Annotated in this window: 15 protein-coding genes; 4 read left to right on the top strand and 11 right to left on the bottom strand. The window is 70.8% G+C overall.

The window, feature by feature from the left end; translation table 11 throughout:
- Positions 1-227: 227 nt before the first annotated feature.
- Together ACHFIV_RS14715 and ACHFIV_RS14710 are read right to left on the bottom strand one after the other, a co-directional pair.
- Positions 228-608 (bottom strand): hypothetical protein, encoded by a 381-nt coding sequence (locus ACHFIV_RS14715; RefSeq protein ID WP_398967994.1) that lies wholly within the window; start codon positions 606-608, stop codon positions 228-230.
- 178 nt (positions 609-786) lie between these two features.
- Positions 787-1,857, bottom strand: coding sequence for a LacI family DNA-binding transcriptional regulator (locus ACHFIV_RS14710; RefSeq protein WP_398967992.1), 1,071 nt, complete (start codon positions 1,855-1,857; stop codon positions 787-789).
- A gap of 208 nt (positions 1,858-2,065) precedes the next feature.
- Here ACHFIV_RS14710 and ACHFIV_RS14705 point away from each other — a divergent pair, with 208 nt between their 5' ends.
- Positions 2,066-3,325: a peptidoglycan DD-metalloendopeptidase family protein gene (locus ACHFIV_RS14705; protein WP_398967990.1), complete on the top strand. Its 1,260-nt coding sequence runs from the start codon at positions 2,066-2,068 to the stop codon at positions 3,323-3,325.
- On the opposite strand, the gene ACHFIV_RS14700 is transcribed toward ACHFIV_RS14705, so the two are convergent.
- The 6 genes from ACHFIV_RS14700 to ACHFIV_RS14675 all read right to left on the bottom strand — a co-directional run bounded on the left by ACHFIV_RS14700 (position 3,295) and on the right by ACHFIV_RS14675 (position 9,562).
- On the bottom strand, positions 3,295-4,443 hold the full coding sequence (locus tag ACHFIV_RS14700) for a DMT family transporter (protein ID WP_398967988.1): 1,149 nt from the start codon (positions 4,441-4,443) through the stop codon (positions 3,295-3,297). The two genes, ACHFIV_RS14705 and ACHFIV_RS14700, sit on opposite strands and share 31 nt — an antisense overlap.
- 230 nt (positions 4,444-4,673) lie before the next feature.
- On the bottom strand, positions 4,674-5,129 hold the full coding sequence (locus ACHFIV_RS14695; RefSeq protein WP_398967986.1) for an ATP-binding protein: 456 nt from the start codon (positions 5,127-5,129) through the stop codon (positions 4,674-4,676).
- 98 nt (positions 5,130-5,227) lie between these two features.
- On the bottom strand, positions 5,228-5,671 hold the full coding sequence (locus ACHFIV_RS14690) for a response regulator (protein WP_365886249.1): 444 nt from the start codon (positions 5,669-5,671) through the stop codon (positions 5,228-5,230).
- Entirely contained in the window at positions 5,668-7,293 is a 1,626-nt protein-coding gene (locus ACHFIV_RS14685; protein ID WP_398967984.1) for a sensor histidine kinase, read from the bottom strand. The genes ACHFIV_RS14690 and ACHFIV_RS14685 overlap by 4 nt, the downstream gene beginning before the upstream one ends.
- The gene (locus ACHFIV_RS14680; RefSeq protein ID WP_398967980.1) at positions 7,290-8,549 is read right to left on the bottom strand and encodes a PP2C family protein-serine/threonine phosphatase; all 1,260 of its coding nucleotides are present in this window, start codon (positions 8,547-8,549) and stop codon (positions 7,290-7,292) included. Before ACHFIV_RS14680 ends, ACHFIV_RS14685 begins: the two co-directional genes overlap by 4 nt.
- A 116-nt stretch (positions 8,550-8,665) precedes the next feature.
- Positions 8,666-9,562 carry an RNA polymerase sigma factor SigF gene (locus ACHFIV_RS14675; RefSeq protein ID WP_398967977.1) on the bottom strand — a complete coding sequence of 299 codons (897 nt, stop codon included), beginning with the start codon at positions 9,560-9,562 and terminating at the stop codon, positions 8,666-8,668.
- A gap of 232 nt (positions 9,563-9,794) precedes the next feature.
- Here ACHFIV_RS14675 and ACHFIV_RS14670 point away from each other — a divergent pair, with 232 nt between their 5' ends.
- The 3 genes from ACHFIV_RS14670 to ACHFIV_RS14660 all read left to right on the top strand — a co-directional run bounded on the left by ACHFIV_RS14670 (position 9,795) and on the right by ACHFIV_RS14660 (position 13,456).
- Positions 9,795-11,258, top strand: a complete 1,464-nt coding sequence (locus ACHFIV_RS14670; RefSeq protein ID WP_398967974.1) for an MFS transporter — start codon at positions 9,795-9,797, stop codon at positions 11,256-11,258.
- 144 nt (positions 11,259-11,402) lie between these two features.
- Positions 11,403-12,893 carry an SDR family NAD(P)-dependent oxidoreductase gene (locus ACHFIV_RS14665; RefSeq protein WP_398967971.1) on the top strand — a complete coding sequence of 497 codons (1,491 nt, stop codon included), beginning with the start codon at positions 11,403-11,405 and terminating at the stop codon, positions 12,891-12,893.
- A 389-nt stretch (positions 12,894-13,282) separates the two neighbouring features.
- A complete protein-coding gene (locus ACHFIV_RS14660; RefSeq protein WP_398967968.1) occupies positions 13,283-13,456 on the top strand; it encodes a hypothetical protein in 174 nt (57 codons plus the stop codon).
- A 192-nt stretch (positions 13,457-13,648) separates the two neighbouring features.
- Here the strand turns inward: ACHFIV_RS14660 and ACHFIV_RS14655 are convergent, their stop codons facing one another.
- Genes ACHFIV_RS14655 through ACHFIV_RS14645 form a run of 3 tightly spaced genes read right to left on the bottom strand, consistent with a single transcriptional unit; the run spans position 13,649 to position 16,478 of the window.
- Entirely contained in the window at positions 13,649-15,106 is a 1,458-nt protein-coding gene (locus ACHFIV_RS14655) for a lipase maturation factor family protein (RefSeq protein ID WP_398967967.1), read from the bottom strand.
- A 29-nt stretch (positions 15,107-15,135) separates the two neighbouring features.
- A complete protein-coding gene (locus ACHFIV_RS14650; protein ID WP_398967965.1) occupies positions 15,136-15,645 on the bottom strand; it encodes a DUF1990 family protein in 510 nt (169 codons plus the stop codon).
- The gene (locus ACHFIV_RS14645; protein WP_398967962.1) at positions 15,642-16,478 is read right to left on the bottom strand and encodes a YndJ family protein; all 837 of its coding nucleotides are present in this window, start codon (positions 16,476-16,478) and stop codon (positions 15,642-15,644) included. Before ACHFIV_RS14645 ends, ACHFIV_RS14650 begins: the two co-directional genes overlap by 4 nt.
- Positions 16,479-16,507 lie beyond the last annotated feature (29 nt).

Below are 16,507 nucleotides of genomic sequence, written 5' to 3'. Positions count from 1 at the left end.
CGCCCCACCGGTACTCCAGCCGGGCGCGCACCGGCGTGCGGTGTGTGGCGAGAGCCGCCTCGGACTCGTGCGAAGCGGGGTGTGTGCCGCCACCGAGGGTGCCGAGCGGTGACGGGTGGAGCGGCGCGGGGCGGGTGCGCTTCGAGCCGTGGACAGTGAATGCCCCGTAACCCGGTCCCTTCCTCGCCCGCCGCCGCGAACCGCCCTTCCCCGGGTCCCGCCCGTGCCTAGAGGGGCCCCTCGGGGCCCTCCTCCCCGGAACTCAGCTCCTCGGCCCGCAGCGCCAGATCCTGCAGCACATCGGCGGAGGTGACGTCCCCCTGCCCCGAGTCGTGGATCTGTGCCAGCGCGATGAAGGCGAGCGTGAAGGCCCCCACCAGTTGTTCGACGGCTCCACCGACCTCGCGCCCCACCAGGGCCGCCATCTCCTCGACGGTGGCGTCGGAGGGGATGGCGATGTGCGGCATCGTCTCGTTGAGAAGGGTCGTGACCATGTTCCCGCCCGCCTCAGGGTCGACGCCGTCCGCGTCCTCCTCGGCATGGCGCTGTATCTCGCCCGCCTCCGTGAGGATGCCGATCACTCGCTTGAGGACTTCGCTCTGCTCCATACGGTGAGCATAAGCGCCTGGCCTCCCACGATTGATCGCTCTCCGTGGTGTGCCGGACGGAATGCGGCCCGGGCGCCGGTGGTGGTGCGAACGGCCTGTCCGCCCGGCGTCCCACCCCGGCCGTCCCGGGCCCGAGGCGGGCGAGCCGCCCCCCGGGAGAGACGTGCGAGGGGGGAGCTCAGGCGGATTTCCGTATCACCAGCGCGGGATCGAAGAGCACCGACGTCACCGGCCGGTCCGGCACGGCCAGCCGGTCCAGCAGGAGTCGCGCCATCTCCGCGGCCATGTCCTCGACCGGCTGTCGCACCGTCGTGAGCGGTGGCCGGCACGCCGAGGCGGCGCTGCTGTCGTCGAACCCGATCACGGCCACGTCCTCCGGGACGCGCCTGCCGTGTTCCCGCAGCACATGGCAGGCTCCCGTCGCCATCAGGTCGTTTCCCGCGAACACCCCGTCCAGGCCGGGGTGTTCGGCCAGGAGTCGTTCCATGGCCGCCTCGCCGCTCTCCTGCGTGAACTGTCCCTCCGCGACCGGGGGGCAGGAGCGGCCGTGCCGCGCCAGCACCTCCTGGAAACCCGCCAGCCGCTCCCGCCCGGCGGGTATGCCGAGCGGCCCGCTGATCGTGACGACGCGTCGGCAGCCGCGTGCCAGCAGATGCTCGGCGGCCAGCCGGGCCCCGTCCCGATGGGCCAGATCGACGTAACTGATCTCCACCGGCCGGTACGGGCGGGCGTACAGCACGGCGGGCAGCCCCGCCTCGGTGATCAGGCCGGGCAGAGGGTCCTCCGCGTGCGTCGACACGATCAACGCCCCGTCGGCGCTGCCCTGGCGCAGGTACGCCACCACCTCGTCCCGGGCCCGGGAGGTCTCGGCGAACATCAGCACCGGATGCATCCCGCGGGGCCGCAAGCAGTTGACCACCCCTGTCATCACCCGGCCGAAGAAGGGGTCGGCGAAGACCTGTGTGGTGAAGGACCCTTCCCCGGCGGGTCCCTCCCCGTCCGGCTCGGCGCCCGCACCCGACACCACCAGCGCCACCGCGTCCGTGCGCCTGGTGACCAGGGAGCGGGCCGCGCGGTTGGGCGCGTATCCGGTGACGGAGACCGCCTGCCGTACGGCCTCCTGGATCGCGGGGTCGACGTTGCGTACGCCGTTGACCACCCGTGAGACCGTGGCGCGCGACACCCCTGCCGCCCGGGCCACGTCCTCCAGGGTGGGGGCCGCGCCGGCCGGTCGCAGAGCATCCGTCATGACGGCATTTATAGCACCGGGGAAGCAGGCGATAGAGCGCTCTCCCGGTTCTGCCGAGGCGTCCGGGCGGGGCAGCGGTCCCGCCCGCAGGGGTCGTGCGCCGGAGCGCATGGGCGGCAGGAGACAACTGTTCACTTGTCACCACCCGTTGTGTGCCCATACGTTGGCCGCTTGCGACGTGTCCTACTGCAGTGGGGGGATCCTGATCATGGCCGCGAACGGACGGCACCGCAGATACCAGCCCAGCCGGATCAACCGCGCGTCACTCACGGTGACGGCGGGAGGAGCGGGCATCGCGCTTCCCCTCCTCACGGCCGCCTCGGCGGGGGCTGCCTCGGCCGATGTGTGGGAGAAGGTCGCCGCCTGCGAGTCGACCGGGAACTGGCACATCAACACCGGAAACGGCTACTACGGGGGCCTGCAGTTCACCGGTTCGACGTGGGCGGCCTACGGTGGCACGGCCTTCGCCGCGCGGGCCGACCTGGCGACCAAGGACCAGCAGATCGCCGTGGCCGAGAAGGTGCTCGACGGGCAGGGCCCAGGAGCCTGGCCCACGTGTTCCGTACGGGCCGGCCTGAAGCAGGGCGGTAACGCGCCGGACCTCGCCCCGCAGCCGAAGCGGCAGGTGGCCGCCGAGGCCGGGCAGGACAAGACGTCAGGGCCCGGCGCGTCGAAGAGGAAGACCGGTGGCTCCGGGACGAAGGCCTCACCGGCCGCCGTGCCGGGGCAGCGCGAGTCGTACACGGTCGCGCGTGGCGACTCCCTCTCCGGTATCGCCTCCGCAGAGCGCGTCCAGGGCGGCTGGCAGCGGCTCTACGCGGCCAACCGTGCCGTGGTGGGCGCCGAACCCGACCTCATCCTCCCGGGGCAGCGGCTGACCCTCGATGTGGCCGGGACGCCACCGACGGCGCCGGAACGGAAGGCGGCTCCCAGGACGGCGCCCCCGAAGGCCAAGGAGAAGGCCGCCCCCGGGCCCGCCGCTCCGAAGGCCGCCGAGAAGGCGAGGCAGACCGCCCCCAGGCAGGCGGCGAAGCCCGCCGCCGAGAAGAAGACGGCAAAGCCGCGGTCCGGCCTCACCGCCCCCGTGTCGGCCCGGACCGGGACCCCGTACCACCAGGCAGGTTCCTGGTCCAGCGGTTACCACACGGGTGTCGACTTCCCCGTTCCCACCGGGACGTCCGTCAAGGCCGTCGCGTCCGGGAAGGTGGTCTCGGCCGGCTGGGCGGGCGCGTACGGCTACGAGATCGTCGTCCGCCACGGCGACGGACGGTACAGCCAGTACGCCCACCTCTCCTCGCTCCATGTGCGCGAGGGCCAGCAGGTCGGCAGCGGTCAGCGGATCGCGCGCTCGGGGTCCACCGGCAACAGCACCGGCCCGCACCTGCACTTCGAGATCCGCACCGGCCCCGGCTACGGATCGGACATCGACCCCGTGGCCTACCTGAGGGCCGGCGGCGTCAGCATGTGAGCGCCCCGGCCATGGCCCTCCGGGCCGCCGGGGCGGGTCCGGCCGGCGGCAGACCCGCTGCCGGCGAACTCCACGCGCCCGCCACCGTGGTCCAACGGCAGGGTCAGCGGGAGGGAGAGCGCGGTGGGCCCCGGAAAGGGGTCCGGCAGTACCGCGGCCCCCTGAGGAAGCGCGGGCTGCGCGGGCCCGGGCAGCACCACCGCGTGCGGCGCGTCCGGTTCACCTGCCGGGGCCTTCCCCTCCGTCCCGGGCGTACGCTCCCCGGATCCCGTGGCCTCCGGGGTGTGCCGCTCCGCTCCCACCCGCTCCGTGGTCAGCAGCACCAGGCCGGCCGCCGCCAGCGCACCGCACATGACGGCGAGCAGGGCGCCCGTCAGGCCGTAGCGGAACTGCTCACCGAACATGGTGATGCCCACGGCGGCCGCCACGACCGGGTTGACCACGGTGACCGTCGCGAGCGGCGCCGTCAGGCCGGCACCCCGGTACGCGGCCTGGGAGAGCAGCAGTCCCGCGGAGGCGAGTCCCGCGATCACCAGGAGGGTCGGCAGGCCGGACGTCACCGAGCCGGAGGTCCACTCCACCGCAACCGTCTTCGTGAACACCGACGCCATACCGAACGCGACACCGGCGCCCGTGGCCAGCACCACACTGCGCAGCATCGGCCGGTGCAGCCCCTTGGCGGCGACCAGAAGGACCACCACGGCGCCGAACGTCCCGGTCGCCAGCACCAGCTGCTCCGGCCCGGCCAGTGTGTGGGAACCCGCGCTGCCCGTGAGAGCCAGCAGTCCGGCCAGGCCGACCGTGGCCATCACTGCCCCGCGCCATGCCGTCCGCCCCGCACGGCGCTTCACGAAGACCGCCGCCATCGGCAGCGCGAAGACGATCGTCAGGGCGCCGAGAGGCTGTACGAGGCTGAGCGGCCCGTACGCCAGCGCCACGACATGCAGAACCGCACCCACGCCGTTGAGTGTCACCGCCACCCACCAGCGGCCGTTGCGCAGCGGCGCGTAAGGGCGGCTGCCACCGGCCGCGGCCACGCGCTCCTGCACGATCGCGCCGGCCGCATAGGCGACCGCGGAGACCAGTGACAGCAGCACGGAAAGCACGAGGGAACTCATGTACACCACGATGTCCCGTCGGAGCCGTCGCGTCGTCGTCCCTGAGGGGGCGATTCGGCGTACTGCTCCGGTAGTACGTCCTTTACTCCAGGGTCCTCCTCCCGACGGTAGTCCTCCTGGCCCGAGAGCTCAGAAGTTGCCGGAAGGGTGGCGCAGCGCGTCCGCTCGGCTGCGGCGGGTTTCCGGGGGCGCTGCCCCGTCCGCGTCGCGCCGGGACCCGGCAGCGTCGTTCAGGTGCTGAGCATGAACTCGGCCCGGATGCGCTTGCCGACGGGCACCCGCTCGGCCGTGAGCCGGTCGCAGAGCGCGACGACGATCTCCATGCCGTGACCGCCGAGGCGGGCGGGATCGGGGGAGTAGAGCACCGGCAGTGCCGTGCTGCTGTCGTAGACGGTGACGCTGATGCGCCGCGCGTCGCCCTCCAGCTCCAGCAGATAAGGGCCGTGGCTGTAGCGGTCCGCGTTGGTGATGAGCTCGCTCACCGCCAGCATGAGATCGCTGCGGGTGTGCTCACCGAGGACCGCGAGCCACTCCGCCACGAGACGCGCCAGAAAACGGTCGGCGAGCGCGCGTGCCTGCGCGATGCATCCGGGCTCGCCGTCGAACACCTCGGCGATGAGCAGAACCTCTGACGACGGGGACCCGTGGAAGGGGCCGTCGGGCCGTGAGGTGGCCTGTTCGTTCATGTGCTCCAGCCAGGGCGCCGCAGGGGAGGTCGTGCGACCTCTTCTCGCCGTTCGTCTACCCGCCTCGGGAGATACCACGCGGGGAGATGTCTCAGATCTTACGCACGCGGAGGCAGCCGGACCACGCTCACGAAGAAGTCGTCGATCTGGCGCACCGCTCCGATGAACTGCTCCAGGTCGACCGGCTTGGTGACGTAGGCGTTGGCGTGCAGTTTATAGCTGCGCAGGATGTCCTCCTCGGCGGAGGAGGTGGTGAGGACCACCACCGGGATCAACGCCAGCTCCGGGTCGGTCTTGATCTGCTCCAGCACCTGCCTGCCGTCGTACCTCGGCAGATTCAGGTCGAGAAGGACCAGGTCGGGGCGCGGAGCGTCGGCGTACTCGCCCTGCCGGTACAGGAAGTCCAGCGCCTCCTGGCCGTCGCGCACCACGTGGAGCGTGTTCCGGATCTTGTTGTCCTCGAACGCCTCGCGGGTCATCAGTTCGTCGCCGGGGTCGTCCTCGACGAGCAGGACCTCGATGGGCTTGACGGCGTCGTTCACGGGGTGTCTCCCGACCGTGGGGTGAGCGGGGCGGGGGCGAGCAGCTCCGCCGTGGTGTGGGTGGGTGCCTCAGGAAGGACGGGCAGGGTGAAGTGAATCAGTGTGCCCTCGGCGGGTGCCGGATCCAGCCAGATCCGGCCACCGTGAAATTCGATGATCTTGCGGCAGAGCGACAGTCCGATCCCGGTTCCCTCGTACTCGTCGCGGGCGTGCAGGCGCTGGAAGATGATGAACACCTTGTCGGCGAATTCCGGCGCGATCCCGATGCCGTTGTCGGCGACCGTCAGGTGCCAGTCGTCGCCCTCACGGGCACAGCCGACGGTGATCCTGCACGGCACATCGGTCCGGCGGAACTTGACCGCGTTGCCGACGAGGTTCTGCCACACCATGGTGAGCGAGGTCGAATCCCCGAGCAGCTCCGGCAGTGGGGCCTCGCGGACGACCACGGCCCCGGACTCCTCGACGGCCAGGGTGAGATTGGACAGGGCCCGGTCCAGGGCCGCGTCGAGATCGACCGGTTTCCAGCTCTGCTGCACCCGGCCCACCCGGGAGAACGTCAGCAGGTCGTTGATGAGTACCTGCATCCGCTTGGCGCCGTCGACCGCGAAGTCGATGTACTGCCTCCCGCGTGCGTCAAGCTCCGATCCGTACCGCTTGTCGAGCAGCTGGCAGAAGGAGGCCACTTTCCGCAGGGGTTCCTGGAGGTCGTGCGAAGCGACGTAGGCGAACTGTTCCAGCTCGGAGTTCGAGCGGCGCAGCTCCGTGGTCTGCTCCGCCAGCAAGGTCTCCCGCTCCTTGGACTCGGCCAGCTCCGCGACCAGCCGCCGGCGCATGTCCTCGGCCGCCGCGGCCACCGCCCTGACGTCGGACGGGCCCCGGACCTCGATCCTTCCGGTGTAGGCACCGGACCTCACCTTGTTCGAGGCCGCGGTCAGCGCACCGAGCGGCCGGCCCACCACGCGGTGCAGCAGCACGCTGAGCGACACGACGGCCAGAACGAAACCGATCACGAGCGCGGCGAGCACCCTGTCGCGTGTGACGCGCGCGTCGTCGAGCTCGGCGCGTGCACGGTCGCGCGCGTCGTCCAGGTGGCTCTGCTGCGCGGTGTACAGCACGCGCAGGGCGTCGAACTCCGCCTTGCTCCGTGCGATCGGTGCCGAGGAGGCACCGGTGGGCCCGCTCGCCCGCACCGTGGCGATCAGCGGCTCGGCCCGCGCGGCCCGCCACTGCTGGGCGGCCTTCTCGATCCGCCCCAGGTCCGCGGTGTACGGCTCCTCGTCCCCGATCAGCGAGCGCACCCGGTCCAGATGCCGGCGCTCGGCCCGCATGCCCTTCTCGTAGGGCTCCAGGAACGAGGCGTCTCCCGTGAGCGCGAAGCCGCGGACCCCGGTCTCCTGGTCCAGGAGCGCGTTCTGCAACTGGAACGAGGCGGAACGGGCGGGCTGGATGCGGTCCACCAGGTCCGTGGTCCGGTCGGAGATGCGGGCAAGGACGAGCCCGCCCACCACCAGGCACCCGCACACCACCACCACGAAGCCCGCGAGGATCAGATGCACCCAGTTCTGGACCGACAGACGGGCTGTCCTGCCCGGCCTGCCGGCCGCCGGTGTCGTGGTGCTCATGAACCCGCCTTCCATCCCAGGTGCAGGACGGCGACGTCATCGGCCAGGCCGCCGTACGGAGCCGCGCTCTCGGTCGCCTCGGCGACCAGCGCGTCGATGAACGCGCGGGGTCCCAGCCCTCCGTGCTTGCCGGCCATGGCGAGCAGACCGTCCTCGCCCAGCCGGGAAGCCGGCCCCGTACGCCCCTCGAACAGGCCGTCGGTGAAGAGGACGAGCTCGCTGTCGGGAAAGAGGTCCAGCTCCGTGATCGTCCAACGGCCGGCGCCAGGAAGCAGCCCGAGGGCCATACCCGCGTCGGGCTCCACCCAGCCGACCTCGGTGCCCCGCCGCAGCAGCAGCCCGGGGTGTCCGGCCCGCGCGACGAGGACCTTGTCCCGGCCGGGCGGAAAGACGAGCGTGGTCACGGTGGCGAAGACATGGGGGTCGGAGCGTTCGGCGACGAGTATCCCCTCCAGGAGACCGATCTGCTCGAGCTGACTGACACCGGTCAGTACCGCCGTGCGCCAGGCGACCCGCAGGCAGACCCCCAGGGCGGCCTCCGCGGCGCCGTGCCCCGACACGTCGCCGATCACCGCGTGCACCACACCGTCGGCGGTCTGCACCACGTCGTAGAAGTCGCCGCTCAGGAGCCCGTGGGCGCGACCGGCCTCGTAACGCGCGGCCACGGCGAAGCTGTCGTCCAGCAGCAACGGGATCGGCAGCAGCGCGCGCTCCAGACGGGCGTTCTCCTGGGCGATCAGCCGACTGGTCCGCATCGCGGCGGCCGACCGCTCGGTGTGCTTGCGCTGGAGGGCGTACCGGACCGCGCGCCCCAGCACCTCGGGATCGATCCTGCCCTTGACGAGGTAGTCCTGGGCGCCCTGGGCCACCGCGGACAGTCCGGTCTCCGCCTCGGCCAGACCGGTGAGCACGATGACGGCCGCGTCAGGGGCGGACTCGACGAGCTGGCGGACGGCGTCGAGGCCGTTCACGTCGGGCAGGTGCAGGTCGAGCAGGACACACACGGGTGTGCGGCAGCCGAGCAGGAACCGCCGCGCCTCGGCCAGCGTCTTGCACCACGTGAGAGGGGCGTCCAGCTCGCTGTCGGTGAGCATCTCCTCGACCAGGAGCGCGTCCCCGGAGTCGTCCTCGACCAGCAGCAGGGCGGCGTCGACGTCCCACACGGACGCGTCCGCGGCGGCCGGTATCTTCTGCTGCCCCGGAATCACTCCGGGCTGGTGGACACGCGCAGAGGTGTCCAGCGGCGACTCGGTCACACTCCACCCCCTCCGACGGACGGCCGGGAGACCCACGGCCGTTTCGGCAGGAAGCATATGTGACTGAGGCCCGGCACCCGGCCGGGCCTCAGTCATCGGGTTCGTACGCGAGTGGATCAGGCCTCGACGCTCATGCCCGCGCGCAGGCGCTGGACGATCCGGCTCAGCAGACGCGACACGTGCATCTGGGAGACGCCCAGCTCGGCGCCGATCTGAGCCTGAGTCATCTCCTGCCCGAAGCGCATGCGGACGATCTTCCGCTCGCGTTCGTCCAGCTGCTTCAGCAGCGGGGCCAGGGTGTGCAGATTCTCGACGCTCTCCATCCCCGGGTCCTCCTCGCCCAGCAGGTCGGCGTAGGCGCGCTGCTCACTGCCCGACTCACTGTCGGCGCTCGGGGTGTCCAGCGAGCCCGCCGAGTAGCCGTTGGCAGCTACGAGGCCCTCGATGATCTCCTCCTCGGGGAGATCGAGATGCTCCGCGAGTTCGGCGACCGTCGGGTCGCGGTCGAGCTTCGAGGACAGCTGCTCCTTGGCCTTGGCCAGCTCGACCCGCAGCTCCTGCAGCCGTCGCGGCACGTGCACGGACCATGTCGTGTCGCGGAAGAACCGCTTGATCTCACCGACGATGTACGGCACCGCGAAGGTGGCGAACTCGACCTCGCGCGACAGGTCGAACCGGTCGATGGCCTTGATCAGGCCGATCGTCCCCACCTGGATGATGTCCTCGGTGTCGTCCCCGCCGCGGTTGCGGAACCTCGAGGCGGCGAAGCGCACCAGGGAGAGATTCATCTCGATCAGCGTGTTGCGCGCGTACTGGTACTCGTGCGTTCCCTCTTCGAGGACCTGGAGCCGGTCGAAGAAGAGCTTCGACATGGCCCGGGCATCCTGGGGTGCCACCTTGCCGGCGTCCTCGATCCACGGAAGCGCGGCCGCGTCCGAAACCGCACCCGCCTCGTCGGACCGCGTCGCCGCCGTACCGACAGTGCCGGTGGTCCGAACTGACATGGCCGTCATGGTGTCGCCCTCCCTGGAGTCCTATGCAGTGACGAGCGCATGCCCCGCTTTCCGGAAGTGATGCCACCGGACACCGAAGTTTTTTTCTGGAGATCCGGTGAAGGCCCGGATGGAGTCACGACGCGTCACAGGACGTGATCGAACGGGTGGAAATCGTCACCCACCCGGGCCGAGGTGTGAGTCACGCCTCGTTCAGGGCACCTGTTGTGTCCCGGAAGCGGAGGAGGGGCTCATGAGCGACACCGGCACGGCAGCCGGACCGACCGTCACCACCAGGATCCCGGCCAGGCTGGACCGGCTGCCCTGGTCGCGCTGGCACTGGATGATCGTGATCGGCCTGGGCACGGTATGGATCCTCGACGGACTCGAGGTCACGGTCGTCGGCAACATCGCCAGCCGGCTGTCCGAGGACGGCAGCGGGCTGGCCATCACCGACGCCCAGGTCACCGGCATCGCGGCGGCTCTGTACGTCGCGGGTGCCTGCTCGGGCGCGCTGGTCTTCGGATGGCTCACCGACCGGTACGGGCGGAAGAAGCTGTTCCTGATCACCCTCGCCGTCTATCTGGCGGCCACCGCGCTCACCGCCATCTCCTTCTCCGCGTGGTGGTTCTTCCTCTTCCGCTTCCTGACGGGCTTCGGCATCGGCGGTGAGTACGCGGCGATCAACTCGGCCATCGACGAGCTGATCCCCAGCAAGTACAGGGGCCGTGTCGACCTCATCATCAACGGCAGCTTCTGGCTCGGGGCAGTGGCGGGCTCCCTGCTCTCCGTCCTCGCGCTGAACACCGACATCTTCCCCAAGGACATCGGCTGGCGGCTCACCTTCGCGCTGGGCGTGGTCCTGGGGCTCGTCATCCTGCTGGTCCGCCGCCACGTTCCCGAGAGTCCGCGCTGGATGTTCATCCACGGGCGGGACGAGGAGGCGGAGAAGCTGGTCGACGGGGTCGAGCGCGAGGTCGAGGAGGAGACCGGACGGAGCCTTCCTCCGGCCGAGCCCGCCATCACCGTGCAGCAGCGCAAGAGCATCGGCTTCGGGCTCATCGCCCGTACCGTCTTCCGCTCGTATCCCAAGCGGGCCGTCCTGGGACTGGCCCTCTTCATCGGGCAGGCGTTCCTCTACAACGCCATCACCTTCGGTTTCGGCTCGATCCTGGTGAAGTTCTTCGACGTCTCCAGCGGCGCCACCGGCTACTACTTCGCCGTCATCGCCTTCTGCAACTTCCTGGGGCCCCTCCTCCTGGGCCGTCTCTTCGACACGGTGGGGCGCAGGCCGATGATCGCGGGGACGTACATCCTCTCCGGGCTGCTCCTCTTCGGTACCGCCTGGCTCTTCGGCGCCGGGGCGCTGACCGCCGTCACCATGACCGGCTGCTGGTGCCTCGTGCTCTTCGTCGCCTCCGCCGGCGCCAGCTCGGCGTATCTGACGGTGAGCGAGATCTTCCCCATGGAGACCAGGGCCATGGCGATCGCGTTCTTCTACGCCGTTGGTACGGCGGCAGGAGGGATCACGGGTCCGCTGGTCTTCGCGGACCTGACCGCGAGCGGGGTGGTCGGCGACACCGTCCTGGCCTTCTGCATCGGAGCCGCCCTCATGGTGGCCGCGGGTCTGGTCGCCTACTTCTTCGCGGTGGCAGCGGAACAGAAGTCCCTGGAGGACATCGCGAAGCCCCTCTCGGTGACCGGAAGCGGTGGATGACAGCCGAACGGAGCAACGCCCGACTCGTGGCAGACTTGACCGGGGCATCCGGCCCGTGCGCGCCTGCCCTCGCCGGCTCCTGGCCGGACCACTCCCCACCGAAGCCCGGCAGCGGCATGAGTGACGAGTGACAGAGGAACGGCAATGACGGTGACAGAGGACAGCCAGGAGCTCGCTCCCGGTATCGACGAGTTCGGTCCCGGTATCGACCCCGAGCGGCTGGCCGTCTGCCTGAGCGTGCTCGACGAGCTGGACACCATCGAGGTCGACCACCCGGACGCCATCGCCGTGCGCCGGGCCACGGCCGGTATCTACCGCACCGTGAAGCAGCGCCGCCGCCAGGAGCGCCGCGCCGCCAAGACCGCTCACGACAAGGCGGTCACCGAAGCCACGGCGACGGGTTCCGCCGAGCGCATCGACGACGAGACACAGGGCGTCCTCCCGTCGTCCTCGGCGACCGCCGAGATCGCGGGCGTACTCCAGCGCCCGAGGTCCTGCTACATCTGCAAGACCCGGTACGTCGAGGTGGACGCCTTCTACCACCAGCTCTGCCAGCAGTGCGCCAAGGAGAACCGCAGCCGGCGCGACGCGCGGACCGACCTCACCGGTCGCCGGGCGCTCCTCACCGGTGGCCGTGCCAAGATCGGCATGTACATCGCGCTGCGGCTGCTGCGCGACGGCGCCCACACCACCATCACCACCCGCTTCCCCAACGACGCCATCCGCCGCTTCAAGGCCATGCCGGACAGCGACGAGTGGATCCACCGGCTGAAGATCGTCGGCATCGACCTGCGGGACCCGGCCCAGGTCGTCGCGCTCGCGGACTCGGTCGCGGCCGAAGGTCCGCTGGACATTCTGATCAACAACGCCGCGCAGACCGTCCGCCGCTCACCGCAGGCCTACAGCGAGCTGCTCGCCGCCGAGTCCGCCCCGCTGCCCGCGGGTGAGCTGCCCGCCGCCCACGTGATCGGCACCTTCGGCAGTGGCACCGTCGACCGCGTCGCCGCGCTGCCCTCGGCCCGCAAGGAGGGCCAGGGCCTGAGCGCCCAGGACGTCACGGATCTCGCCCTCGTGACCGGGTCCGCCTCGCCGGCCCGCATCGCCGCGGGAACCGCGATCGACGCCGGTGGCCTGGTCCCGGACCTGCACGACACGAACAGCTGGATCCAGACCGTCGAGGAGGTCGAGCCGATCGAGCTGCTCGAGGTCCAGCTCTGCAACAGCACGGCGCCGTTCATCCTCATCAGCCGGCTCCGTCCGGCGATGGCCCGGGCCGCCGCCCAGCGCACCTACGTGGTGAACGTCTCCGCGATGGAGGGGGTGTTCGGCCGTGGCTACAAGGGTGCGGGGCACCCGCACACCAACATGGCCAAGGCCGCGCTGAACATGCTGACGCGCACCAGCGCCCAGGAGATGTTCGAGAAGGACGGCATCCTCATGACGGCCGTCGACACCGGCTGGATCACGGACGAGCGGCCGCACCCCGACAAGATCCGTCTTGCGGAGGAGGGTTTCCACGCCCCGCTCGACCTCGTCGACGGAGCGGCCCGGGTCTACGACCCGATCGTGCGCGGTGAGCAGGGCGAGGAACTGTACGGCTGCTTCCTCAAGGACTACGCACCCGCGGGCTGGTGACCGCGGGGGCCTGCGGCGCCCCTCGGCTTCTCGCTCGTTCCGCACCCCTGAACCCTTCCGTCACCTGTGGATGCAGGCGACACGGCGGCGGCCCTGTGAACAACGGGACCGCCGCCGTCCGCATGGCTGAAAGTGACCCAGGCCACACGTTCTGTCGAGCGGGATGGCGCTCATTTGGTTAGTCTGAGGTCAACGGACGTCACCAAGGGATCCACGAAGCTTCCTCGGCCGTCCTGGGACAGGTCTGTAAGCAGTCCGCCGTCCCACCCCGTACCGGCGCCACCGCGACCGAACTGTTTCTGCCCCTGCCCCGGCGAGGGCGGCCGACCGGTTCCCTGGAGCCGCAGCGTCGCACCGCCCCGGGGTGTCGCGACACGAAGGAGTCCGCGGTGACACCTGAATTGACGAAGACCGAGGCACGTCCGGCCGAACCGGCCCGGGAGCGGGTCCGTCGACCCGAGAAGCTCCGTAACATCGAGGTCTGGGCCAGGTCGGCACCGATCAGGCTGGCCGGTTACGAGGATGATCTGGCCGAGCCGCACATCCTGCCCGGAATCGACTGATCACTCCTGCCGGTTCCAGCAGTGCCTGGGCTCCTGCCCCCGTCCGCTGACGGGGACAGGAGCCCTTCGTTTCCTCTTCGTGCCCCGTCGAGGAGGGTGAGGGGGAGGCCGGAAGAGCCGCCGCTCCCGCGTCGTACCCGGCGGGCTCGCTGCCCGTGGTCTCCGCAAGGGTCGGCGAGCGCCGCCGCCTTCTCACCGGCCGCCGCCCTCCTCCCGGCCGGGACCGCCCGGGAGGAGCGGAACGGGCCGCGCGACGGGCCTCATGAAGTCCCGCACACAGGTCCGGTCCCACCAGCGTCCGGTGGCGCGTAGCTCCTGCCAGTCCGTGTACCGGTAGTGGAAGACCCTGGCCCGGATGTGGGCGGGCGGGCCGTCGGGGAACGGATTGTGGCCGAGCAGGCGCAGCGTGTCCCTGTCGCCGCGCAGCAGCCGCTCGACGAACGGCCGGAACCAGGTCCGGGCGTACGCGGGGGACAGGGCGGCGAACCACATCATCCAGTCCAGCCGCAGATGGTAGGGAGCGAACTGGCGCGGCAGTCTGCGCGGGTCGCCCGGCTTGCCCCGGAAGCCGTACTCGAGCCAGCGGGTCCCCTCGTGGAGCACCTCCTCCCCGGTGCCCTCGACCACCACTTCCAGCCTCATCCTGCTGATGCTTCCGAAGGCTCCGTAGGTGTTGACCAGGTGCAGAGGATCGAAGGACCGGTTCATCACCTGGCGGTGCGAGAGCAGGTTGCGCGCCGGACGATAGCTGAGCGCCAGGACGAGGACGGTGACGGCGATGACCACCACCTCGTACCAGAGCGGTGACCCCGGCTGCGCGGGTGGCGGGCCGGCGACCGGCGACCAGTCGACCGCGGAGAGGGCGAGCACGATGGTCAGCCAGTTCAGCCAGGCGAAATTCCCGGACATCACGAGCCACAGCTGGGTGACCACCATCAGCCCGGCGGCGACGCCCGCCACCGGCTGCGGGGTGAACAGCAGGAACGGCACCACGAGCTGGGTGACGTGGTTGGCGGCGACCTCCGCCCGGTGCACCGGTCTCGGGAGCCGGTGGAAGAACCAGCTCAGTGGCCCCGGCATCGGCTGGGTCTCATGGTGGAAATCCAGACATGTCAGCCGCCGCCAGCACTCGTCCCCCCGGATCTTGATGAGACCGGCGCCGAACTCCACCCTGAACAGGAGCCAGCGCAGCAACCACAGCACCAGCACCGGAGCAGCCGTGTCCCCGTTGCCCAGGAAGACGGCGAGGAAGCCCGTCTCCAGCAGGAGCGATTCCCATCCGAAGCCGTACCAGACCTGGCCGACCTGGACGATCGACAGGTACAGCACCCATGGCACCACCCACAGGGCCATCGCCGCCCCGAGGGGGACGTGCGCGTCGAGACCGGCCAGAAGGGCCAGGGACACCGCCGCGCCCGTCCAGGCGACCAGCGCGAAGAAGCGGTCGGAGTAGTGCAGCCGGAACAGGCCCGGTGCGGACCGCCACGAGGTGCGGCGCAGGAGGTCGGGCACGGGAAGCATGCCCCTGGAGCCGATCAGCGCCCGGAACTGGAGCGCGGCGGCTACGAAGGCGACGAGATAGACGACGGCGAGCGCCCGCTGGAAGACCAGTCTGCTCAGCCAGTAACCGTCTGCGGTGAACCACTCCATCGTTTCCAGTATCCGTCGCGCCCCGCTCGTCAGGCGGCCGACACGGTCTTCCGCAGCACCTTTCCGAGCCGGCGTGCGTACCAGTGCTGGGCGAGCGGTACGAGAGGACCGGCGAGCCGTGCGTACCAGGACGCGGGCCGCGAGAACGCCGTCACGGTGAACCACACGGTTCCGTCGTCCACCAGCTCCACGACGAAGGACTCCTCCCCGCATTCCGGATGCCGTGCCCGGGTGCCGTAGGCGAAGCCGGTGCGGTGGCTCTCGTACGCGGCCCACACGACCTCGCAGGGAGCGCTGACGCGGAGTCTTCCGACGCCTGCCGACACCTCGACGGCGACCCCGGGCTCCGCCTGTGGGGCGGAGGCGTTCACGCGTGCCCCGGCCGCGCGGTGCATGCGCCACCCGGTGACGGCGGCCCCCGCGGCTTCGAAGTCCGCCCGGCCCCTGCCGACCACGGCGCGGTGGTGCAGATGGTTGTAGCCCTCGGGGAGCGGTCCGAGCCTGGTGGCTCCGGCCTCTGGATACGTCAGGGTGCTCATGCGGTCCTGCCTTCCGGGTGGGTGAGGTCCTGGAGCCGGCGCCGGGCGAGCAGCGCGCAGAGCGCGAAACCCAGCGCGTTGCCGAGGCCGTGCGTGGCCGCCATCCAGGTCAGGGTGGGATGCGGGAGCCCGGCGGCCTCGCCGAGCGCCCAGCTCAGCGCGAGCACCATGGTCACCGCCAGCACGCCGGCCGATACGGCCAGCAGCAGGCGTGTGAACGGGTCCGGTCGTGTGGCGCGTACGGTGCGCCAGGTCAGGAGGGCGACCGTCCACATCCCGGCGGTGAGGACGACGGCCCCGGCCAGTTCGGTCAGGTCCCCGGTGAAGTAGCCGACGAGGACGAGCAGGGTGCCGAGGGGCACGCTCAGGGCGGCGAACCGGCCTGCCGCGCCGTCCTGGGCCCGGCAGACGAGACCCGCGACGAGGGCGGCGGCGAAACCGGCGAAGTGGAAGTGGGGCACGGTCAGCGCCAGGATGCCGAGACCGAAGCCGAACAGTTCGTGGCCGGACCGCTCCGCCACGAGGGCGACCGCGGCGACCGACGGGGCGACCAGCGCGGTGAGCAGGGCGGCCTCCACAGGACGCACGCTGCGCGTCCGGGCGAGGCGCCTGGGCGCCTGCGCGGCCAGCAGCAGCGTACCGAAGGCGTAGCAGAGGGCGAGCACCGTGGCGGCGCCGCCGCGTGGCAGCCACAGGCAGAGGGCGCCCGGTACGGCGAAGAGGGGCCACAGGCGCCTGGTCCGGTCGAGCGCGGGGTCACCGACGAGGCCAAGGCCCAAGGGGACGATCACCAGCATCCCCAGCACCACGATCAGTCCCACCAGTACGGACATTGCGCCACCCCCGCCTGCCGATGCGCGGA

It is taken from the genome of Streptomyces sp. ALB3, assembly GCF_044385685.1.
Classification (GTDB): Bacteria; Actinomycetota; Actinomycetes; order Streptomycetales; family Streptomycetaceae; genus Streptomyces.
The sequence above is the reverse complement of the archived record's forward strand: the minus strand, read 5'-3'. Positions and strand labels throughout refer to the sequence as shown.